This is a genomic window from Ectopseudomonas chengduensis (assembly GCF_900102635.1).
Classification (GTDB): Bacteria; Pseudomonadota; Gammaproteobacteria; order Pseudomonadales; family Pseudomonadaceae; genus Aquipseudomonas; species Aquipseudomonas chengduensis.
In genome coordinates, this window is record NZ_FMZQ01000007.1 from 117,362 (window position 1) to 137,644 (window position 20,283).

Sequence of the window (20,283 nt, forward strand, 5' to 3'; positions counted from 1 at the left end):
TAATCTATTCTTGCCATTGAATTAACTATAGTTCAAACTATGGTCATTGTGACGTATTGCCTGGGAGGCTACGATGGTCGATCAAGCCCTGAAGCTGGAGCAAGCACTCGCACTGGGTTTCAGCTCTCTTGAAGAGTCCGAGCAGCATGAGCTGTGGCTGGAGCGCCAGGCGGAGCGCAATGCGCGCATTTCCGCTGCCGTACAGGCAGCCGACGAATCGGGCTCTCGCTTCATCGACGTACGGTTCATCGACGAACCAATGCCTGCAGAACAAACAGCGATGCAGCGTAAAGCTACCTCTGTCTATCCCACTCGCGCAGGGGCATTTCCGCCGGCCACCTTCTTCTCCTACGAAGCTGAGTTCGCCTATATCCGTGCTGTTCAATCCGAGTACCACGGAACCTTTGGCATCTGCACCTGCCCGGCCAGTAACTTCGAGATGCACCAGGTCGACGTGATTGGCAGTGAAAAGCACGTTGCTACCGCACGCTGACAATCTCACCAGGTCGCTTGAACGCGAGAACAGATACAGGAATCATCATGGCTGCATTTGATCAGGTCGCTTATATCGCCCAGCAATTCGATGACGTAGAGAAGGCATTGAATTCGGCATGGGGAAACATCCCTGAAAGTGTCCGTACTGCAAAGCTTGAGGCCGCAAAGCGCGCCTCTCGCTTATTGGGCTACATGGATGCAATGGAGCACGCTGGCGCTCTTTCTGCGAGTCTGGCCGGCGAACTGAGGCCGAAACTCAACTCCATTGTTGAGCAAGCTGATGAAGCTATTGAAGAGCTTGAAAACGAGCGCTGCGATCTAGAGTCACGGCTCGACCAGTAGCCACCTCGCAAGCCTGAATTGGAGAGTGCTATGACCTCATTCAGTTACACCTCTGTACCGCTCCAGGGTAATTGCCGCTGGTTTGTCCGGCGCGGTGATACGGTGAAGTATGAGCGTGGTTTTCGCAGTAAGCAGGATGCCAGCGACTGGATCAGCGAATTCGGCGAGCGCCTGGACTGGCGCGCTGGCTTTACCTTCAGGCTCAAGGGCGACTCAACGCACATGGAAATCGTCAACCGGCAGGGCGACGTGGCAAAGGCCTGATCACTGAGAAGCCAAGATGGCCAATACGACCGATAACTACTGGGTGCAGTGGCGAAGCTACAACTCGAAGGAGAGGGGTTACTGCACTCACGCCGTCGAGTACGACGCCAACGATAATAGGGCCTTGTGCGGCGTTATCGCCGATGACGGGGCAGGTCAGACCTTGACTGATACAAATGGGCACATTGGATGCCGGCGCTGCAAGAAGGCTCTAGCGAAACGCGGCGTCATTACCCTCGCATAACATGGAGATGATCATGAGTGAGCTGCTGTCCCAGAATCAGCGCGGTGAAAACCTGCTGGTTATCCAGTCGTTACCAGCGTTCAGCGGAAAGGGCAAAACGCCCTTGGCGGATGCACAGGCAGAGGCGGAAGCGATGCTGGCAGAGTATCGTCAGGGCATGGAGGATGGGCTCAAGGCTGAGTGTGACCGCTATGAGTTGGTCTGCATGCACTGGCTGTTGGGGCAGAAATATGTCGGCCTCGCGTACAGCGTTGAGCTTCAGCGAGCATACTTGCTGTATGCAGGGGCAGCGCGACCTGATCCAGAGGATGAGTCAATTTGGCTGCTTGATGCGGCCAAAGAGTTGACCATGCTCATGCGAACCCTGGTAACGCCTGATCAGTGCTCTACAGCTATCACGTATTGGGGCGGCATCAATCAACAGCCAGTCTTTGCGTACCGCTTCAAGCTGGCTGACGCGCCCGCCAGCATCAAGTTCTGATGCGTACCCGTGCTGTAAGACCATAGTCGGCGAAGCCTGGCATGAGGCCTTACTGTTATGAGCCCGCCATCGCGCGGGCTTCGGCAGTAGCGGTATGCCGACTTTGGGATGCCGCAGTTCAACTTCACGACAAAAGGGCTTCCCATGAGCAGTAAGCAGATCACCGTCCCATCTCAATATGCCAACTCCATGCTGGACTTGATCGAGCAGCGCCTGCACGAGATCGGCAAGAACTACCAGGCGAATGGTCAGAGCTACCAAGACGACCTGGAAATTACCGCGTTCCGCGCTATGGCTCAGCAGCTCGGGTACGACTTTGAAATCCGTTCGGTTACTGGTGGTTTTGAGATCACCCGGCACGAGCACAAAGCGGTCGAGTGATTCGCCCGATTCACCTCTGGCACCAAAGCTCATTTGCTCCCCAGCGAGCCGACTAGCAAACATGCCCCATGGCCGCTGTCTGATCAGCGGCTAATGGGGCTAGCGAGAGGCACCCGGCCTTTCGCGTAGCCATCGGAAATACCCAAAATTCCCGCTTCCATATTCTTGATAACGAATATACAATATCAAGCGATGGCTGTGCTCATTGCTGGCGCTGCCATCTCTATCGTTACCAAGAGGAAAGGTCGATGGGCTATCGAGAGGAGCGGCCGGACTGGCCGAACACGCCACGCGAGACGATGGCGGACGAGATCGATGCGCTGCGCGCGCGCGAGGCTGTCTGGCTCAAGCTGGCGAAGGATGCAGCTGAAGCGCTTCAGGTTTTCACGGGGCACGATAGCGGCGCAAACCTGCGTCACCGTTACGGCGAGAAATGGTGGGAGCCGATTGACGAACTGCGGGGCAAGCTGACCGTCCAGGCCTCGGCAACTCCAAAACAAACTGTCGACACACAGGCCAAGAAACTGCTGGATGCCTGCCGTGCCGATATCGCCGCGCTGGAGGCGATCCAGCTGCCTCAACACCACCAGACCATTGCTATTCAAGAACTGATTGCTGGGGCGATGCCTCAGGACGAATGGTGGGATGCGATCCAGGCCTATGCCGACGTGCACGCAAGAGGCACTGTCCTGTTGAATGCGCCAAGTGCTGAACAGGGCAAAGGGCCGGCTGCTGACGAAGGTAGCTGTGTTGACGCCGAGCGCTGGCGCTTTTACGCCCCGCAAGTAGCGTTCCGCGTCGGGGTCACGTTTGAGCAAATGTGCAAAGAGGTTGATGACGCTATCGCGTCTGAAAAAGCGGGCTTGCCCGCAATGGTCCCCTCGAAAGCGGTAATGCCTCAGCAACTCTCGAACGTCCTGGATGTTCTTCGTTTGCTCCGATCCGACCTGTTCTTACAGCTCGAACCGAAACACGGCCCACAGGCCGCAAGCCAGTACCCGAGCATCGTCAAGGCCGATGCCTTGCTCGATGGTCATTCCAGCACCAGCACGCCAACCAACTCCTGATCCTGCGAGGTTTTCATGCCCATTCGTCACTGCATCGTCCATCGAATCGACAAAAAGCCGGACGGCTCGCCGGCTTCCCTTCATACGCGCGAAAGCGAGCTGGTGCCCTCTCAGGCCTTGGAGAACCTGCTGGCCGACCTCAACGAAAGCTATAACGCCAAGCAAGGCAAAGCCTGGGGTCTGTTCCACGAGGGCTCCGGTGCCTACCCGTTAAGTGGGTGGCTGGCGCAGTACCTGGATGGCGAGCGGGACTTTGCCTCGTTCAGCCATCACGCTGCCGAACAGCTGCAACGTCTGATGGAGGAATCGAACCTGGCGGTGGGTGGCCACGTATTGTTCGCCCATTATGTCCAGGGCATGACCGATTACCTGGCTGTCGCCATGCTGCACCAGCGTGAAGGTGTCACCCTGACCGAAGGCCTGGATATCGCGCCCACGACGCACCTCGACCTCAGTCAACTGCACCTGGCTGCCCGGATCAACATCAGCGAATGGCGTAACAACCCCAAGTCCCGGCAGTACATCTCCTTCATCAAGGGCAAGAATGGCCGCAAGGTCTCTGACTACTTCCGCGACTTCATCGGCTGCATGGAAGGCGTTGACGCACCTGGCGAGACCCGTGCCCTGCTGAAGGCCTTCAGCGACTTCGTGGAAAGCGAAGACCTCCCGGAAGAGCAGGCCCGCGAGAAGACCGAAACCCTGGTGGGCTACGCCACCACCCAGGCGAAGCTCGGTGAGCCGATCACCCTGGAAGAGTTGTCCGGCCTGATCGACGAAGACCGCCCGAAGGCCTTCTACGAGCACATCCGCAACAAGGACTATGGAATGGCCCCGGAATTCCCGGCAGACAAGAAGGTGCTCAACCAGTTCAAGCGCTTCACCGGCCGAGCTGAAGGTCTCTCGATCAGCTTCGAGGCGCACCTGCTGGGCTCGAAGATTGAGTACGACGAAGCGCGCGACACGCTGACGATTCGTCAGATTCCGACCCAGCTGAAAGACCAGCTCAAACGCAACAAGGATTAACGCCGGGATTGCCCCCCTCGGGCAGCGCTCGCCGCTGCCCCGTTATTCGCTGGTTCAATCGCCCGCCACGGGCTACGGAGAGTGGCAATGCCGGAGTTTTACTACCAGATCAAAGGGCGCAGGCCTCCCGAGTACGAAGGCGACTCACCATGGGCCTGGCCGCCTGTTTTCAGCGGTCTCGTGACCGCGCCCGACCGCAAGGCCGCCAAGGCGCAGATCGATGAGGAGTACGGCCGTACGTTCCCCCAGCGCGTGCTAGCGAAGGACCTGGAGCAGCATGCTTACCTCCTGCGCATCGAGGAGGTAGACCCCAGTAATGACTACATTCTGCGGCGTTTCCGGGAGTCCTCATGCCGAGAGTGCGGCAGCACGTTTCGCCTGATCGACAAGTACAACGACTTCCACGCCGACTACAGGGGGGCTGACTACTGCTCATACCGCTGCTCAGTTGACGGGAAGGCACGCGAAGTTCAGGAGTTCCGCCTGACCAACGAAGGCAAGCTGCCGCCAGTTATCTACCAGATTCGCCAGAAGTCTTCAGGCATGGCCTATGTCGGCCAGACCACTCAGCCCTTCACCTTGCGCTGGTGGCAGCACCTGACTGTCCCTACCGGTTGCAAGTTTCACAAAGCGATCCATGCGAGCCATCCAACCGACTGGGAGTACTCGATTCTGGAGGTCATCGTAATCCCGGATGACTGTAAGGATCGCGCCGCGTACATTACGCAGCGGGAAAGCCATTGGATCGCAGCTCTGAACTCGATAGAACAGGGGTTCAACACGGCGCGCCCGGCTGGGTTTAACCCGAGCACAAATGACTTGTTTAGCGCAGCGCCAGCCGCCGACGAAATGAGCGCTCAAGTAGGAGAGCCCGTATGAAGTCCATCAGTAGCATCGCTTCCCTGGTCTTCCTGGGCGTTCTTGCGGGCGTATTCCTCGGTATCCGGTCAAATGCTGCTGAGGTGATGCTTCCGGATTGGTTTCAATCGCCAGTAGAGCTTGTGGCTGTGGCCCTGTATGCAGTTGCAGCCATGGTGATCGCCCGTCGTGCGTCAACCCTGCTCAACGGCTGTGCCAACCAAAGCGGGCTGCTTCTGTGCTGGTGCAGTCCTACAGTACTGGCCGCACTTGAACCAGCCGCGCCTTCGCTCGTGTCGCAGAACATCGCTGCGATCATTGTGCTGGTCTCACCACTGGTCATGATCGGCGCGCTGCGGCAGCCCCCGACGAAGGCGGGCCTTTCGGCGCGATCCTTGTAGCGGGTAGCAGTCCAAGCCCGCCGGCCGGAACCAACCACCACTCTGCCAGGAATCAGATAATGACATCCAACAGCACGCAATCCGCAAATGAGATCATCGACGCTCACAAGCAATTCTTCTCGACGAAGCAGGCAGAGGTAGATGCGGAGATCATGACCGCTGCATTCGATCAAGCAAAGGCTCCCGATGACATGTCGAGAATGCGCAGTGCTGCGGAGTACTTCCGGCAGCATGCTGCGTTTGCTGTGTCAGCACCTTTAACTGACGCGGAAACGAGGCAGGATGTTTTCGTAGTCGCACGTGCGTATGCGTTTTGCATTGAAGGTAAAGTCGCGCCAGCCGAGTGGATGAAGTGGATTGCATGCTGCTTCAGGGTGCAAGCAGCGAAAGCGGCGTTTTCTCCGGCCTAATTGCTTCAGGAACCCCATCATGACTGACCAAAACGAAAACGCATCTGACCCTTTCTCACTTCGGCGAGATGGTTCCCAGTTGATCGCGATCACACCTGAAGGCAGCGAAATAGCAATCGGCACAATCGAAGAGTTCGATATTGACCAGTTGCGTAAGGCTGAAGAGGCGCTAAATAGCCCCCCAATGACTGACGACGAAATTGCACTCCTCGACAGCCTGTTAGACCGCTATCGCCATGTCATTCAATTCCTTGACCCTACTGATGCAGATGTGGCCCAGCAGCGGTTCATGGAACTGGCGGACCTTTGCGCCGGCCGTTGCTTAACCGTTGACGATAGGTGAGCGCCTTGAGCGGAACCCGGTAGTCCTGCACGCGGATATGACTGCAAGGAAGCGGCTGGCGTGGCTGGATGCCCCCTCGCAGCGACAGCATACGCCGGCAGGTGTCACCAGGGCGCTCACCTATCCACACGGGGAACTGTACATCTCCGATATGCCAACACAATAAGAGATCGGGCTATCGAGTCATGATCGTTAAAGGAAGTATCTATGCCGTTGTCATGGAACGAAATTCGAGACCGAGCGATAGCCTTTGTTCGCGAGTGGGAGAACGAATCATCTGAAGATGCCGAGGCCAAGAGCTTCTGGGATGCATTCTTCAACGTGTTCGGGATACCACGCAGGCGAATTGCCCAGTTCGAGAAGCTGGTGCACAAGGCCAGCGGAAAGAACGGGTATATCGACCTCTTCTGGCCAGGTGTGATGCTCGCCGAGCATAAGTCTCGTGGCAAAGACCTGACCATTGCCCACGATCAGGCCATCGACTACTTCCCAGGGCTGTCCGACAAAGAGCTGCCTCGATACATCGTCGTTTCCGACTTTGCGCGCTTTCGTCTGTACGATCTGGAGGCGGATACCGAGTTCGAATTCCCGCTGGAGGAGCTGCCCCAGCACATCACCGCTTTCGGCTTCATTGCTGGCTACGAGGCCCGTACCTTCCGCGAGCAGGACCCGGTAAACATCGATGCCGCCGAGCGACTGGGCAAACTGCACGACAAACTGTTTGCGATAGGGTACGAGGGGCACCAGCTGGAGGTTTACCTTGTCCGCCTGCTGTTCTGCCTGTTCGCTGACGACACAGGCATCTTCATGCCGCGAGATGCGTTCGAGGACTTCATCAGCACCCGCACCAGCGAGGATGGCTCTGACCTGGCCTCTCGGCTGAATGAACTCTTCGAGGTACTGAACACGCCGCCGGAGAAGCGCCTGCGTAACCTCGATGAGCAGCTCGCCGCATTTCCCTATGTGAACGGCAAGCTCTTCGAGGAACACCTGCGTACCGCAAGCTTCGACAAAGAGATGCGCGACCTGCTTCTGTGGTGTTGTCATCTGGACTGGGGCACGATCAGCCCGGCGATATTCGGCTCGCTGTTCCAGGGGATCATGGACGCGAAGGTTCGACGCAACCTGGGCGCGCACTACACCAGCGAGAAGAACATCCTCAAGCTCATCTCGGCGCTGTTCTTGGATGATCTGCGTGCCGAGTACGAGCGGGTCAAGACTCAGCCGGCCAAGTTGCGGGCATTCCACGACAAGCTCGGTAGCCTGAACTTCTTCGACCCAGCCTGTGGATGCGGCAACTTCCTGGTCATCACCTATCGCGAGATTCGTCTGCTGGAGCTGGAGGTTATCAAGCGGCTCTACAAGCGCGATCAGCAGCAGTTGTCCATGGATGCCGTTGCCCATTACGTGAAGGTCGATGTCGATCAATTTCATGGCATCGAGATCGAGGAGTGGCCAGCGCAGATTGCCAGGGTGGCCATGTGGCTGATCGATCATCAGATGAACCTGCTGGTTGGCCAGACGTTCGGTGACGCCCTGGTGCGTATCCCGCTGATCAAGTCGGCCAATATCGTCAATGACAACGCTCTGCGACTTGACTGGAATGATGTGGTGCCGGCGGCGCGCTGTTGTTTCGTGCTCGGCAATCCACCGTTCGTTGGCGCGAAGATGATGAGCGACGATCAGCGTGCCGATATCCAGTTCGCTCTCGGCGGGATCAAGAACTTGGGCCTGCTCGACTTCGTAGCCGCCTGGTACATCAAGGCCGCGCGCTATGCCAAGCCGGAAACGCTCTGTGCTTTCGTGTCGACCAACTCGATCACGCAAGGCGAACAGGCCGGCGTGCTATGGCCAGTGATGCTCGACATGGGTATCCACATCCATTTCGCCCACCGTACCTTCCAATGGCGCAATGAGGCCAAAGGGGTGGCTGCTGTGCATTGCATCATCGTCGGCTTCAGCCAGTCGGAACCGAGCAAGCGGGTCATCTACGACTATCTCGATATCCGTGGCGAACCGCAGGTGGTGGTGGCAAGCAACATCAACCCGTATCTGGTCGATGCGGCCGATGTCGTCCTGCAGAACCGCACCAACCCGCTGTGCGACGTACCCAAGATCGGTATCGGCAATAAGCCTATCGACGGCGGACATTACTTGTTCACGACGGAGGAGATGGAGGACTTCATCAAGAAGGAACCCGAGTCCAAGCGTTGGTTCCGTCGCTGGGTGGGCTCCGAGGAGTTCATTAACGGCTTCGAGCGCTGGTGCCTCTGGCTGGGTGAGTGCCCACCCAATGAGCTACGCGCGATGCCGCTGGCCAGGGAGCGGATCAAGCTGGTGCGCGAAACGCGCCTGGCCAGTAAGAGCCCGCCCACCCGCAAGCTGGCCGAGACGCCGACACGCTTCCACGTGGAGAACATGCCCAAGGGCAACTACCTGATCATTCCCGAGGTGTCCTCGGAGCGTCGCCTGTTCATTCCTATCGGCTTCGAAATGCCGGAAACGCTGGCCAGCAATCTGGTCAAGATCATGCCGAACGCTGGCATGTACCACTTCGGTATCTTGAACTCGACCATGCACAACGCCTGGATGCGTAATGTCTGCGGCCGCCTCAAGTCGGACTATCGCTATTCGGTGGGTATCGTCTACAACAACTACCCGTGGCCGACCAAGTTGTCGCCGGCACAGCAGCACGCGATTGAGAGCGCCGCAGAAGGCGTTCTTCAGGCGCGAGCGCTCTACGGTGACTCATGCCTGGCCGACCTCTATGACCCGCTGACAATGCCGCCTGAGCTGATCAAGGCACATCGCGATCTGGATCGCGCTGTTGATCAGGCCTATGTCACTTCTGGAGGGAAGAAGGCATGGCGCTCTGATGCTGAACGAGTGGCCTTCCTGTTCGAACTGTACCTTGAGCTGACCGCACCTGGTGTGTCGGCCGTGGCCAAGGCTTAGAGGTAGTGCCATGGCGGAGATCACTGCCTTCGAGCGGCGCAAGCTCGAAAAGGTGCTTGGGATGGGGGACGGGTATGTCCTGGACTTCTCGGATCGCACTTATGCTGAGTTCTTTCTCGACTTTCGAGTCGATATCGACGCGCCGGAGTACCGGGTAGGCGGTGGCTCTAAAGCCAAGCGCATGCGTACCTTCTGGGAGATTGCTCCGAACCACACAGTCGGCAAGGTGCTCGACGGGCTGATTGCTTACGGGCTTCAGATAGACCGTCTGGGTGACAGCAACCCTGCGCTGGTTGATGACTGTCGCAAGATCGCTCAGCGCCTACTCAGCGACCAGCCAGTTGCCGATATGGAGGCGCTGACCGCGATTGCAGATGAGCGCGACTTCGAGGTGGTCGCCGAGCACGTGCGTGAGGCCATCGAGAAGAACCAGCCGGAGGGTGCCCTTGATCGGCTACACACGTTCGTCAACAAGTTCATCCGGGTGACCTGTGAGCCGCACGGCATCACGATCAGCCGCGACAAGCCACTGCACAGTGTCTTCGGCGAGTATGTGAAGGCACTACGCGCAAGTGGCCACCTTGAGTCGGCGATGACCGAGCGCATATTGAGGTCCAGCATCTCGGTACTGGAGGCTTTCAACGATGTGCGCAACAACAAGAGCCTCGCTCACGACAATCCGATCCTGAACTACGACGAGAGCCTGCTGATCTTCAATCACGTTGCATCCTCGATCCGCTTCATAAAGTCCTTGGAAGCGAGGATCAAGGCCAAGAGCCTGGCGCAGAAGGCCGACGAGCCCCTGTGGGATGAGACCATACCTTTCTGACGCACCGGGGAGAAACGCATGGTAGATGAGAATCTGAAGGCCAGCGAGCTGGAGCGGTTCGCGCGGAACCTGGAGAACTTCGCCAAGACCAATCCAGGTGAGGAGATGTACTACCGTTTCCACGGCATTCTGGAAGGCCAGATCGTTACGCTGGAATGCTGCGGGGTGATCACCAGCCAGGGCGCGGTGAAGCTGCACCAGCAGATGGCCGAGGTCGTTCGTTCCAAGCGCGTCGCAACTCAGCAACCTGGCCCAGTGTAGGGTCAGCTGCCGGCATCCGTGCCGACGGTTGGTGCGCAAGCCAGGCCTACATGCCCTTGAAGCGGCCCACGACGGTCGCGTTCTTTCCTTCTGCCCAAAGCCTTTGGGCAGCTTCTAGAGTGGTTGATTGAGCTTCAGGGGTACTGTTCTTGTGCAAATAGAACGTACTGGTCTCTGGGTCTGTTCCCAAGACGAGTCGTAGCGTTTCCTTGAACAGATTGGGCCTACTCCAAAGAGAGAAGTCGACAGTAGTCTTTCGCCGCTCAGGATCACGCAAGGTGAACTGTTGCCCTGATCGTTGGATGAGGACAAAGGCCCTATTCACGTGCCTGATCTGGGTTGATATGTCGATTAGGTCAGCCATACGCACCAGATAAACTAGCGCAATGCGTTTGCTTCTTGCCCAAGCCTGGCAGTCTGGCCAGTAGGACTTGGCAGATTCTGGAACTCCTTCATCCAACAGAACGATAGTTCCGGCCGGGAGTTCGAGTGATCTAACGTCTGGGTATCCTGAAACGCCTGGGTAGAATCCAATAATGGAGCCAGGCACGGGGGAAGACGACCCCTCTTGCCAAATCGATGGAGCCAGATCGGGACACTTTCTTTGATCCTGGGCTGAGCACAAAACCACTGGCCTAGGGCCTGCTGGCGATAGCATCGTAGTCGAGTGAATTAAGCTAACGAGCTTGCCAGGGCCGATATCCCCGGCTACCAAAGCCTCATTCTTTATCCCCGTGAAACTTGCACTGAAATACGGCTCGTCAGCAACAGGGAAGGACAAAGACGCGATTTCTGCATTGAATTCGCGCAGTGCCCCAGTAACCTTCGCCCACGGCAAAGCAAGCCCGTGCTGCGCCGCGATCCTGTCGAGAGCTTCGGTGTGGGGGATGGACTGGCTCTTGGCCAGGCGCTTGGCGTCCTTCTTCGCTTGGGCAAAGGTGACGCCGGAGGGGAAACGCAGATCATCGAGCATGGCAATCTCCACGCGGCATTTGCGTTACGCCCACTGAACACATGCCGCAGCTGGCATGCTAGATGTCGATTGGTGAGGGAGATGCCATTGGCCTAGATCGGCCTTCGCCCTGGTGGGCGTGCTGGCGCTGGCGGCGCGCCAGCAAATCCTACGTCTGCTGGCAGCCTTGAGCAAGGGGGCTGCTGTTGCTTTCCCTGCACCAGCAGATGCGCATAGCGCTCGATCTGCGCCCTGATCTCATCTGCCGAATGAGGACAGTCTACCTTGTCCTCGAAGCGCTGAAGGAAGCCGCCGGGTAGCAGCGCCAGCGCCTCCAGTCCGAGAGCATGGGCAGCCGCAACCCCGGCGATATCGACGCCTGTCTGGCCACCGGAACGCACTAGCGATAGCGGCCAGTGAGGTGCAACGGTCGCCAGTACGGCATAGACCCACTGGTTGACGTGTTCCTGCGACCAGCCCGCCCTGGACAGCGTATAGATACCATTGCCGGCGATATTGAGCGTGCTGGCGTTGCGACGACGTAGCTCTGCATAGAGCTTGCGGGCGGCCAGAATGGGGTCACCGCCAAGGGGTAGGCCAAGGTAGCGATCACCAGCCGCCTTGTGCGTCAGCCGCTCGCCAGCGGTCGTAAAGTCGACGGCCAGCGCCACCGTAAGGTCAGCCGCGTGAGCGTTCACATAGGTGCGTGGTGCGTAGGTGGCTGAAGAGTGCGCTTGAATGGTCAGCATGGCAGCGATCTTGCTATCGAGAGTAGGGTAGGGTCAGCACTCGACCAGGCGGGTGTAGGCGAGAATGGCCTCGCCAGACTCCGAGTCGGTGCCTTCGACGGGTGTGTCCGATATGACTTTGCTTGCGACACGCTGAGAAGCCAGATTGTCCTTGCCGACGACTGCCTCGACATAGAACGACTTGACGCCATGCCGGCCGAGCCCCAGGCGCAGCTCCTGAATACCCTGCTCAACGATCTCCTTGGCCCACCCTCGGTTGCAATACGCCTCTGGCACGGCATACCCCAGGTTGAAGCAGGGAATGCCGTCTATGGGCTCGTGATGGACGAATATGGAAATCGCCTTCACGCGGCCGTGCTCGATCTTCGCGTAGGTGTACCGTGCGATGCCGGTTGGCTGATCGTGGATGACACGAACGCTTGGGCTCATTTCGGTGGGGTGGGTCTGCATGCCTCGGCGTATTTCTCGCTGAAGACTCACCAGTGCTTCCATTGGGTCCGCGATTCGAATGGATTTGCTCATCGTTAAATCACCAGCGCTTCAGGCCAAAGGAAGTAGAAGCCACGCCCCCCGCGATGGAAGCTGCCCCCAGCCTCTTTGCCTTTCTCGGTCAGGTAGTGGTGTGTGCCTTTCAATTCAAGCAGTCCATGGGTGACCAAGCGCTCGAAAGCTTCGGCGGTGGTTATGCCGACCCTGGTCGCCAGCTTTGCGGTAGTCAGCTTTTCGAAACCTGCCGCACCGGCCTCTGCTTCATCACCGCTCGGCTCAACCTCATCAACTGCACCTGCCTTCTGTGGGACCTTCTCCAGCGCAATGCGAACCTCATCGCTGACACGGATCAGGCGCTGAGCCTCATCATAAGCATCGCGGAAGACCTGACCGTCCTCTTCGCGAGACAGATAGATGCCCATCTCGTTGTTGTTGACCTGGCTGAATTCGTACAGGTTGAGGCTGGTGATGATGCAGGCCTCTTCGTTCATGTAGCACTTCGCGTGGAGGTTCTTGCAGAAGCTGGTACGTACGAAGTCCAAATTCTTCAGCCAGTTGATCTCATCCGGGTGAAGCTCGCTCTTCCCATAGACGATGCGTATGTCGATCTTCATACGGTTCTTGTCTTCGAGCAGTTCGCGAATCCGGTCGTTGAGTTTCAGAAACGGGCTGATCAGGATAAGCCGCTCGCGCGCACCCTTGATGAGTTCCTCCAGGTAGTAGGTTGTCGCGCTGGTGTTCAAAAATTTTGGCATGCTGAGGTCCTTCTTTCCGGTACTGCGAATGTTGAATGATCAGGCGTTGGCGGTATCTGATTCTATGAGGCCCAGTTCATCTGTGTGGCCAAGTACTTTGGAAGCCAGGTCATCGAGTGTTGACCCGATAGGGCCCGCGTGCAGCACTCGCGCTTCCCATTCGGATAGCGCTTCTTCTTCGATGCCGAGTTGGCCCGCGATATCTTCAGGCATCTCCAAGTCGTCCAGGGCAATAGCGGCCACGACTACGAGAGTGGCCAGGTCTTCGGCAGGGAGGCTGAGTAGTTTCTCGCGGAAGCGTTCGATGGCAGCCGGGTCAGGTGTCTTCACTGGGTATCCTTTTACTTGGAGAGGCTTAAACGCTGCTCGACCTGCAACCATTCCCCTCTGGGTTGGTATACGTCGAAACCCACGCACATCACATCCATGGGCATGCGCTTGAATGATGGGAATTCCGAATAGGGATCAAACACGGCAATGTCGTACTTCGGGTGCCTGAAGGCAGTTGCCCAGTACCATTTGCCGGGAGCGCCGCGCCAATCGGCGCGAATCTTGAGAATGCCGAGACCTTGGAAATCATCCCACCCGCGCCAGCGTCTGGTTTGTTGGACAAGGCCTGTGCTGGCGACCGCCATGCGCATTTCGCTGAGGTTGTTTGAGAAGGGAGCACGGCCGGTGCGCCGAACGCCGAGGCCTAGACCGACAAAGACTTGTCGCGCTTCTTCGAAGCTGATGCCGGCGACCATGGCCAAGCAAGCGACGCCGCTGTAGTAGCCGTGAGCATGGATTCTCTGCACGCCGCACCGTGCTTGCCAGTCTTCTGGCTCAGCGGTCGCTGTAGCTGGATCAATCGCTGCGTCGGTCATCCTGCTCCTCCCCAAGCGTCTGAAGCTGCCCTGCCAACGTTATGGCGGGGCAGGCCTGCTGGTGCTGCGCGGTTATGCGGTGTGCTCTTCGCTTGCTTCTGCACCGCACCATTCGCAGCTATCGCCCAGGTCCGGATCACCAGCACCTTCGACGGTAACGATGCGGGTATTCTCGCCGGCTTTCTGATCCTCTTCGACGCAATCGTCGCAGAGGTTGACGGTAGGGTATTGGTCGGCCGCGCTATCGGCCTGCATGTCTCCGTACACAACGCATTTCTTCATGGTATTGCTCCTTGGGTTGATCCCGTCGATGCGGGGGTACTGGTGGGCTAAGCGGCGGCACGCCTGGCCAGTTCGCGGCAACGAAGCGCGAGTTTGTGGTGATAATCGGCCCCCGTGCATGTCGCTTCGAGACGAAGCATCTCGCTGAGCGTTGCATTGGGGTTGCCGTGTTTCTGAACGGCCGTCGTCAACTCTTCGCACATGCGCACCAGGTACTTGCTGGCGCTATGTTCTGGATGCCGAGCATAGTCGTCAGCGAGGGTGCCACGGCACTCCAGCGCTTTAGCGATGATGCTCCAGTAGGGTTCGTATTCTTTCTCGGACATGATCAATCAGCCCTCAATCCGCTTGTAGATGGCCCTCACCAGGTCAACTGCCGGCGTCTTCGAATGATCTGTCTTGCCGTAGTAGTAGTTCGTAACTGCTGGCCAGATGTCCCCGGTCTTGTCGCCCACATCCTTCATGAGCCACCAGGCAGCAGCGCGATAGTTGGTGCACGGGTCGTTCTTCACCGCGTCGATATCGGCACCTATGCCATCGGCTGCCATCGGTATTGCGATCTCGCCAAAGCCCATTGGCCCATAGCCGCCGCTGGGGTTGAGGCCGGGTTTGCCTTGCTCTGCCAGTGCCATGGCCTGAAAGACCCGCACGGGTGCCCCGAACTCCTGTGCGGCCTCGGTAGCGCACTTGGGCAGCAGCTTTGCCTGTGCCGCATAAGTGTCGACCAGCACCGGTTCGCCGTTTTCGCGGAAGAGGTGCATCCGCAAGTCGTTGTCTCCGCTGCGCGTAACCGTCCAGCGCTCCGACGAGGATTTACCGCTGGTCATATCCACCACAGTGAGCGAGACCTCGGTAGCCGAGGGCGGGATTACCAGGCAGTCATTCGAGCTGGTATCAGCACCTCCACCAATGATCTGCATCAGGCGGTCGGGCTTGGGGCAAGCATCCTGACCGATGATGGCTAGCGGGATTCCTCCGGATACCACCACGTAGCCAGGTTGGAAAACGAGGGTGACCGGCTCTTCGCCGGCCAGCTTGGCAATTTGCGACCCGACCTTTTCAGCGAGGTCACAGCCAGCCATCGCAATGGCCAGGCATAGAAGCATGAGGTGTTTTTTCATCGTGCAGACATCCTTATTGGGTTTTCATGATACTGATTTGATATTGCCGATGCCGCCAGATTAGAGCCTTTCACCTGACAGCACGAAGCCGTCACCTCCGCAGGTGCTGCAAAGCTCGCGCGCCGGCCCATCATCCCCGTGGCATTCAATACAGGCCTGATAGGGCGAATCGCCCACTGCTGCCTCCAACTCTTCAAGCTCCCCGCGCGAGTGCGAGGACCTATTGCTGGTGCGTAGGTCGCGAAGTCGCCGTGTGGCTTCGAGCATCTGGCTTGGGCTGCAAATACGCATAGTTGGCACCTTCAGCCAAGGCGCGCCAGGTCGGCGGCAGTGTGTGGTGTTCCTCCAAAGCAGAGGCGCTTGTACAGGTCTTTGAGGCGCTCTTCGTCCTCCTGATACTCCAACTCGATGCAGGGGAACGGCATGCGCAAGAAACGGCGCAACTGCGTCGGGCGGTCAAGGTCGCCGAAGCGTATGCCGTCGAAGATGGCCAACTCGCCATCCAAGAACTTCTTGATGGCCGTGATGCGCTGCTGGCCATCAATCAGCCAGCCGGACATCGGCTTTACCTCGCCGTCGATGTGCCAGTCGGAACCGTGCACCACGTAGTAACCGGTGCCGAGCCCAAGGAAGATGCCTTCAATGAAGCGAATCTGCTGCTCTTCGCTCCAGGAAGGGTCGCGCTGCCACACAGGCAGTACCCAGCACATAAGCTGGCGCTCCCCCTCGCGCGTGATTTTGGTGGGCTCGCGGCGAGTCAACAGGTCGATGTCGTACTGGCGATTGCAGCCTTCGAGAAGCGGGGAGGGGAGCTGTATGGTCATGGGGTATCCTCGGTGCCGGCGGGCAATGGGTCAGGAGCCAGAGGCTACGGTCAATGCGGGCTGTATAAGCCAGCGCCACAGACCCAGCGCGTTGGTTGCGCAGAAGCACAGTTGAAGAGCCAGCAACCCCCAGGCTTTGATCATGTACGCGAACCAACCCATGGTGACGCTGCTGATCGCAAAGCCAATCCAGCCGTAACCCGATACCTCGATGTTCGCCGCGATAAGCACCGCGCCAGCGATGCCGAAGATGGTGCCGATCAGTTCAAGCCAGCGAGCAGTGGTCATGTCGAGTATCCGATTATGCGGCCTTTGATAGTTGATATTGTATATTCGTTATCATGATAAGGCAAGGCCGGAAGCATGCTTTTCTCTGCTTTTATCAGCGGCCGTTCCCAGCAAACCCGCAGCTTTGAGCGTATATCCCTTTGACATATCCATGATGGTGGATATCATGGCATATACGCGAGACATATCCCATCCGAGAGGTACACAGTGGAACAGGGCTCAGTTTTCCAAAGCAACCGCAGCCAGGCCGTGAGGCTACCGAAGGCCGCCGCGCTGCCCGACGACGTGAAGCGCGTCGATGTGGTTTCTATTGGTAGGACCCGGATCATCGCCCCGGCCGGCGAGTCCTGGGATAGCTGGTTCGAGGCCGAAGGCGTCACTCACGACTACATGGCAGACCGCGACCAGCCGGCCGACCAAGAGCGCGAGGCGCTCTGATGTTGAAGTACATGCTTGATACGAACATCTGCATCTTCACCATCAAGAACAGGCCCGCGCAGGTGCGGGAAGCGTTCAAGCGTGCCCACGGCCAGCTGTGTATCAGCACTGTGACTTTGATGGAGTTGATCTACGGGGCGGAGAAGTCGGCTAGCCCGGAGCGGAACCTTGCAGATATCGAGGGCTTTGCCGCTCGCCTGGAAGTATTGGCGTACGACGGCGATGCCGCTGTGCATACCGGCCAACTCCGCGCAGAGCTTGCCAAAGCCGGAACACCCATAGGTCCATATGACCAGATGATCGCCGGGCATGCGCGCTCACAGGGCCTGATCCTGGTGACGAACAACCGTCGAGAGTTCGACCGAGCACCTGGGCTTAGGGTCGAGGATTGGGTGACCTCTGGCCAGCAGTTGTAGAGCCTGCTGATCGCAGCGCTAGAGCGGTATGAATTAGAGACGATCAAGGAATCAGTCATGGCTTCACAAGCTGCATTCACCATCCTGAGCCAATCAGGCACGTCGCATAAAGAGCCCATAGCGGCCCACCAATATGCGATGACTTCCGACACGCCTATTGCGTCGGTCAGTTTCGACAACCTGCAGGACTACTCCGTTGCGTTGCGCGAGGGTGCCACCCTCCCAATCGGGACTGTCGAGTTCATCCGAAAGGCCATGTCCATTGCCGGGATCGTCGAGCCTGAAAACCTCACGTACCCCGACATACTGCTGCCATACCTGCGTCGTCAGGTAAAACTCCTGCCCGCTGGCAGTGTGATCGGCCATTGGTTTATCAAGCCGACAACGACCAAGGCGTTCACAGGCTTCGTCGTCGACACGCTCGGAAATCCTGAGCACCTGAACGGATACGACCGGATTCAGTATCAGGCCTTCCTATCGCTGCCGCCTGAAACCCCGGTATGGGTTGGAGAGCCCGTATCGTGGCTTTCTGAATATCGTTACTACGTCGTTGATGGTCAGGTGCGAGGCGAGGGTCGATATGACAATGCACCTGATGACATGCCAGCGCCTGACCTCGATCTGGTCCGCGAGATGGCTGCGCTTATGGCGAGCGGCCCGAATGCGCCGGCTGCATTCAGTCTGGATGTCGGCGTTCTGAGTAGCGGCGAAACTGCCCTGGTTGAATGCAATGATGCTTGGGCGCTAGGCCTCTACAAAGGCACGATGACTCGTGCGGACTACATCGAGATGCTTTGGCGTCGATGGGAGCAACTGATTGAAACATCAAGCTTGGTGGGGGACCGCCCGACTCTCCAGGAATAGGGAATCATCCGTAACCTACAACCCCTCGACGTGAACTGATATCGGAAACTGACCATGGCCGTTACCTCATTTGCCCCCGTTCAAGTAAAAGCGATTGCCCTTGGCAGCCTCGCTGCTGGACTTCTAATTGGCAGCCTGCTCGGCCTTGCTTATGGACTGCATCGTGGCTCACAGACCGTTGCAGAAGTGAGTGGGGTCTATGAGAAGGCATTGGTAGAAGTTGCTCAGATAGCTCCTCACGCCGTGATTGAAGCGGATGTTAAGCCCTGTTGGTGGACTCCCGATAACAGACTGGAATGTCAGGCTGAAATCGAAAAGGCACTTCGCCCATCAGATAGCGGCCATCCCGCTGAAGCAAACTGATCAAGGAAGCGATGATGAAAGCAAAGCGTGGACTTACCCGCACCGAGAAATTTCTTCTGGGCATTGTTGCCACGGTCGCTGTCCTGTCCGCTGGGACTTGGGCCTGGGCTCTGCATGATGGCGCAGAGTTTGCTCGTTGTGTGGATGAACAGAAGGCCGCTGGCCTCCAGCCGAACTGTTAAGGGAAACCCACAATGCACTCATTACAACTTGCACTAATCGCGGCTCTGGTCGCTGAGCTGAATGAACACAAAGAGGCCGGGTACACAGATGCGACCTACAAGCCATTTGTGACGCTGTTGCGCCGTGCGGGCGCAGAGCTTGTTGAGAGCCAAGGCATTCCCGGCAGCCTCATCTTTGCCCAAGTTGAAGCGATTTTCTGCGCTGAAAGTTACGAGCGAGTGCTCAATGGGGGCGTGGCCGATGGTGACTTTGAGGGATACCACGCGAGCGCTGTAGGCTCTCCAAATGGCTCTGTAGTTCTCACCCTCAGACTTAGTTAGGAAGCCACATGGAGATGTCTAACTGGTTTCATCGCGGTGTCGAGCTGAGCATGGCTCAGTGCAATGCGCTTGATCCGGTGCAGAAGCGACACTTTGGGAAAGGGTTCAAGAGTTATGCCGAGCTTGAAGCATTGGTTGACCAACTGCTGTCCGCCGCTGGCTGCCCAATCGACCCATCGCTTCGCGTACCTACAAGTATCGAGCTTGGGAAAGAGCATAATCGGTACTTCTGCCAGCTAGACGACCGCCGAAGCATTGCCAGCGATGATTTTGAGGCATGTTCATTGAGGGGCGCAGCAAGCCTGGCACTGGATAAACACGCAAGCATGTTTGCCGACAGGGCGCTATCAGCGGACTTAGTAGATCAGTTCCCCGATGATGCCGTGTCCCTATTTCACGAGGTGTCCGGCAACCGCTGGCGAATCAGGATTGTGATGATCCTTCCAAACATGAGGTCATCCATGATCCATCACATGCTCATTGCGCGCTGAGAGCCAGTGCTCATAGAGTTGCGGGGCACTAGCTGAGCGCCCCCGGATACCTAGACGAGGGAATTCAAGATGCAAAGTAGGGCGTTACGAATCGCACAGTTCTGGATCGTTTTGATCTGGACACTCTTTACTGTTTACCTGGCCTACCTGGGCTGGCCGGGCACCTATGGCCCAGAGTTTGGTGATTTTCTGATCCACATTGGATTCCTTGGCCTTTGTCCGCTCGCGCTGGGGGCAGTTGTTTACGTTGTGCGAAGGAATATTCAACTCGCACGCTTGATGCGTGACCCGCAGGTTCAAGCAGAGAAGATTTCCGTTGAAGCGATCCGAAAAGCCCGACGTTAAAGGAAGCGAACGATGGCTACTGAGCCCGAATGTCGGCATGCAGGTCTAAGGTAGATCGCTATGACTCTCACTCCTGCGCAGCAGGCCTATGTTCAATCTGCATTTCCCGAGTGCCGGGCCGAGATGGCCGATTACCTGGCGCGGGGAGTTGAGGTTGTGGTGTACAGGCAGAACGAATGCGGC

32 protein-coding genes are annotated in these 20,283 nt (G+C 57.7%); 21 read left to right on the forward strand and 11 right to left on the reverse strand.

What is annotated here, in order from left to right; all coding sequences use genetic code 11:
• Window positions 1-73 precede the first annotated feature (73 nt).
• The 14 genes from BLS08_RS12900 (at window position 74) to BLS08_RS12970 (ending at window position 10,354) form a co-directional block, all read left to right on the forward strand.
• Window positions 74-493 (forward strand): hypothetical protein, encoded by a 420-nt coding sequence (locus tag BLS08_RS12900; protein WP_017362316.1) that lies wholly within the window; start codon window positions 74-76, stop codon window positions 491-493.
• A 47-nt stretch (window positions 494-540) separates the two neighbouring features.
• A complete protein-coding gene (locus BLS08_RS12905; protein WP_017362317.1) occupies window positions 541-837 on the forward strand; it encodes a hypothetical protein in 297 nt (98 codons plus the stop codon).
• Between the two features lie 30 nt (window positions 838-867).
• Window positions 868-1,101 (forward strand): hypothetical protein, encoded by a 234-nt coding sequence (locus tag BLS08_RS12910; protein WP_017362318.1) that lies wholly within the window; start codon window positions 868-870, stop codon window positions 1,099-1,101.
• A 257-nt stretch (window positions 1,102-1,358) separates the two neighbouring features.
• Window positions 1,359-1,826: a hypothetical protein gene (locus BLS08_RS12920; protein WP_017362320.1), complete on the forward strand. Its 468-nt coding sequence runs from the start codon at window positions 1,359-1,361 to the stop codon at window positions 1,824-1,826.
• 108 nt (window positions 1,827-1,934) lie between these two features.
• Complete coding sequence (locus BLS08_RS12925; protein WP_017362321.1) at window positions 1,935-2,207, forward strand: hypothetical protein; 273 nt, start codon at window positions 1,935-1,937, stop codon at window positions 2,205-2,207.
• A 248-nt stretch (window positions 2,208-2,455) separates the two neighbouring features.
• Window positions 2,456-3,274 (forward strand): hypothetical protein, encoded by an 819-nt coding sequence (locus BLS08_RS12930; RefSeq protein WP_017362322.1) that lies wholly within the window; start codon window positions 2,456-2,458, stop codon window positions 3,272-3,274.
• A gap of 15 nt (window positions 3,275-3,289) precedes the next feature.
• Complete coding sequence (gene yejK / locus BLS08_RS12935; protein ID WP_017362323.1) at window positions 3,290-4,297, forward strand: nucleoid-associated protein YejK; 1,008 nt, start codon at window positions 3,290-3,292, stop codon at window positions 4,295-4,297.
• A gap of 87 nt (window positions 4,298-4,384) precedes the next feature.
• The gene (locus BLS08_RS12940) at window positions 4,385-5,176 is read left to right on the forward strand and encodes a GIY-YIG nuclease family protein (protein WP_069901392.1); all 792 of its coding nucleotides are present in this window, start codon (window positions 4,385-4,387) and stop codon (window positions 5,174-5,176) included.
• Complete coding sequence (locus tag BLS08_RS12945; RefSeq protein WP_069901391.1) at window positions 5,173-5,556, forward strand: hypothetical protein; 384 nt, start codon at window positions 5,173-5,175, stop codon at window positions 5,554-5,556. The genes BLS08_RS12940 and BLS08_RS12945 overlap by 4 nt, the downstream gene beginning before the upstream one ends.
• 59 nt (window positions 5,557-5,615) lie before the next feature.
• Window positions 5,616-5,966: a hypothetical protein gene (locus BLS08_RS12950; protein WP_069901390.1), complete on the forward strand. Its 351-nt coding sequence runs from the start codon at window positions 5,616-5,618 to the stop codon at window positions 5,964-5,966.
• Window positions 5,967-5,985: 19 nt separating this feature from the next.
• The gene (locus BLS08_RS12955) at window positions 5,986-6,309 is read left to right on the forward strand and encodes a hypothetical protein (RefSeq protein ID WP_069901389.1); all 324 of its coding nucleotides are present in this window, start codon (window positions 5,986-5,988) and stop codon (window positions 6,307-6,309) included.
• 207 nt (window positions 6,310-6,516) lie between these two features.
• Window positions 6,517-9,264, forward strand: coding sequence for a DNA methyltransferase (locus BLS08_RS12960; RefSeq protein WP_069901388.1), 2,748 nt, complete (start codon window positions 6,517-6,519; stop codon window positions 9,262-9,264).
• 10 nt (window positions 9,265-9,274) lie between these two features.
• Window positions 9,275-10,093 (forward strand): abortive infection family protein, encoded by an 819-nt coding sequence (locus BLS08_RS12965; RefSeq protein ID WP_069901387.1) that lies wholly within the window; start codon window positions 9,275-9,277, stop codon window positions 10,091-10,093.
• Window positions 10,094-10,111: 18 nt separating this feature from the next.
• Window positions 10,112-10,354, forward strand: coding sequence for a hypothetical protein (locus tag BLS08_RS12970; RefSeq protein WP_069901386.1), 243 nt, complete (start codon window positions 10,112-10,114; stop codon window positions 10,352-10,354).
• 46 nt (window positions 10,355-10,400) lie between these two features.
• Here the strand turns inward: BLS08_RS12970 and BLS08_RS12975 are convergent, their stop codons facing one another.
• From BLS08_RS12975 to BLS08_RS13025, 11 genes are all read right to left on the reverse strand, one after another.
• Window positions 10,401-11,327 carry a hypothetical protein gene (locus BLS08_RS12975; RefSeq protein WP_069901385.1) on the reverse strand — a complete coding sequence of 309 codons (927 nt, stop codon included), beginning with the start codon at window positions 11,325-11,327 and terminating at the stop codon, window positions 10,401-10,403.
• Between the two features lie 92 nt (window positions 11,328-11,419).
• Window positions 11,420-12,055 (reverse strand): hypothetical protein, encoded by a 636-nt coding sequence (locus BLS08_RS12980; RefSeq protein ID WP_069901384.1) that lies wholly within the window; start codon window positions 12,053-12,055, stop codon window positions 11,420-11,422.
• Between the two features lie 33 nt (window positions 12,056-12,088).
• Entirely contained in the window at window positions 12,089-12,577 is a 489-nt protein-coding gene (locus tag BLS08_RS12985; RefSeq protein ID WP_069901383.1) for a GNAT family N-acetyltransferase, read from the reverse strand.
• 2 nt (window positions 12,578-12,579) lie between these two features.
• Entirely contained in the window at window positions 12,580-13,299 is a 720-nt protein-coding gene (locus tag BLS08_RS12990; RefSeq protein ID WP_069901382.1) for a phospholipase D family protein, read from the reverse strand.
• A gap of 39 nt (window positions 13,300-13,338) precedes the next feature.
• Window positions 13,339-13,629, reverse strand: coding sequence for a hypothetical protein (locus tag BLS08_RS12995; protein WP_069901381.1), 291 nt, complete (start codon window positions 13,627-13,629; stop codon window positions 13,339-13,341).
• Between the two features lie 11 nt (window positions 13,630-13,640).
• Window positions 13,641-14,165, reverse strand: a complete 525-nt coding sequence (locus BLS08_RS13000) for a hypothetical protein (RefSeq protein WP_069901380.1) — start codon at window positions 14,163-14,165, stop codon at window positions 13,641-13,643.
• A 72-nt stretch (window positions 14,166-14,237) separates the two neighbouring features.
• A complete protein-coding gene (locus BLS08_RS13005; protein WP_069901379.1) occupies window positions 14,238-14,447 on the reverse strand; it encodes a hypothetical protein in 210 nt (69 codons plus the stop codon).
• A gap of 47 nt (window positions 14,448-14,494) precedes the next feature.
• Window positions 14,495-14,773 (reverse strand): hypothetical protein, encoded by a 279-nt coding sequence (locus tag BLS08_RS13010; RefSeq protein ID WP_069901447.1) that lies wholly within the window; start codon window positions 14,771-14,773, stop codon window positions 14,495-14,497.
• Between the two features lie 6 nt (window positions 14,774-14,779).
• Window positions 14,780-15,568 carry a lysozyme family protein gene (locus BLS08_RS13015; protein ID WP_069901378.1) on the reverse strand — a complete coding sequence of 263 codons (789 nt, stop codon included), beginning with the start codon at window positions 15,566-15,568 and terminating at the stop codon, window positions 14,780-14,782.
• A gap of 302 nt (window positions 15,569-15,870) precedes the next feature.
• Window positions 15,871-16,392: a DUF262 domain-containing protein gene (locus BLS08_RS13020; RefSeq protein WP_069901377.1), complete on the reverse strand. Its 522-nt coding sequence runs from the start codon at window positions 16,390-16,392 to the stop codon at window positions 15,871-15,873.
• Between the two features lie 30 nt (window positions 16,393-16,422).
• On the reverse strand, window positions 16,423-16,680 hold the full coding sequence (locus tag BLS08_RS13025; RefSeq protein ID WP_017362341.1) for a nicotinamide mononucleotide transporter: 258 nt from the start codon (window positions 16,678-16,680) through the stop codon (window positions 16,423-16,425).
• Window positions 16,681-16,887: 207 nt separating this feature from the next.
• On the opposite strand from BLS08_RS13025, the gene vapB reads away from it, so the two are divergent.
• The 7 genes from vapB (at window position 16,888) to BLS08_RS13055 (ending at window position 20,100) form a co-directional block, all read left to right on the forward strand.
• The gene (gene vapB / locus BLS08_RS13030; RefSeq protein WP_090336792.1) at window positions 16,888-17,118 is read left to right on the forward strand and encodes a type II toxin-antitoxin system VapB family antitoxin; all 231 of its coding nucleotides are present in this window, start codon (window positions 16,888-16,890) and stop codon (window positions 17,116-17,118) included.
• Window positions 17,118-17,534: a type II toxin-antitoxin system tRNA(fMet)-specific endonuclease VapC gene (gene vapC / locus BLS08_RS13035; protein WP_050412987.1), complete on the forward strand. Its 417-nt coding sequence runs from the start codon at window positions 17,118-17,120 to the stop codon at window positions 17,532-17,534. Before vapB ends, vapC begins: the two co-directional genes overlap by 1 nt.
• Before the next feature lie 57 nt (window positions 17,535-17,591).
• Window positions 17,592-18,398, forward strand: coding sequence for an ATP-grasp domain-containing protein (locus tag BLS08_RS13040; protein ID WP_069901375.1), 807 nt, complete (start codon window positions 17,592-17,594; stop codon window positions 18,396-18,398).
• A gap of 54 nt (window positions 18,399-18,452) precedes the next feature.
• A complete protein-coding gene (locus tag BLS08_RS26060; protein WP_069901374.1) occupies window positions 18,453-18,761 on the forward strand; it encodes a hypothetical protein in 309 nt (102 codons plus the stop codon).
• A 194-nt stretch (window positions 18,762-18,955) separates the two neighbouring features.
• On the forward strand, window positions 18,956-19,264 hold the full coding sequence (locus tag BLS08_RS13045; protein WP_090336794.1) for a hypothetical protein: 309 nt from the start codon (window positions 18,956-18,958) through the stop codon (window positions 19,262-19,264).
• 8 nt (window positions 19,265-19,272) lie between these two features.
• Window positions 19,273-19,755 carry a hypothetical protein gene (locus BLS08_RS13050; protein ID WP_069901372.1) on the forward strand — a complete coding sequence of 161 codons (483 nt, stop codon included), beginning with the start codon at window positions 19,273-19,275 and terminating at the stop codon, window positions 19,753-19,755.
• 69 nt (window positions 19,756-19,824) lie between these two features.
• Window positions 19,825-20,100, forward strand: coding sequence for a hypothetical protein (locus tag BLS08_RS13055; RefSeq protein WP_069901371.1), 276 nt, complete (start codon window positions 19,825-19,827; stop codon window positions 20,098-20,100).
• Window positions 20,101-20,283: the final 183 nt, after the last annotated feature.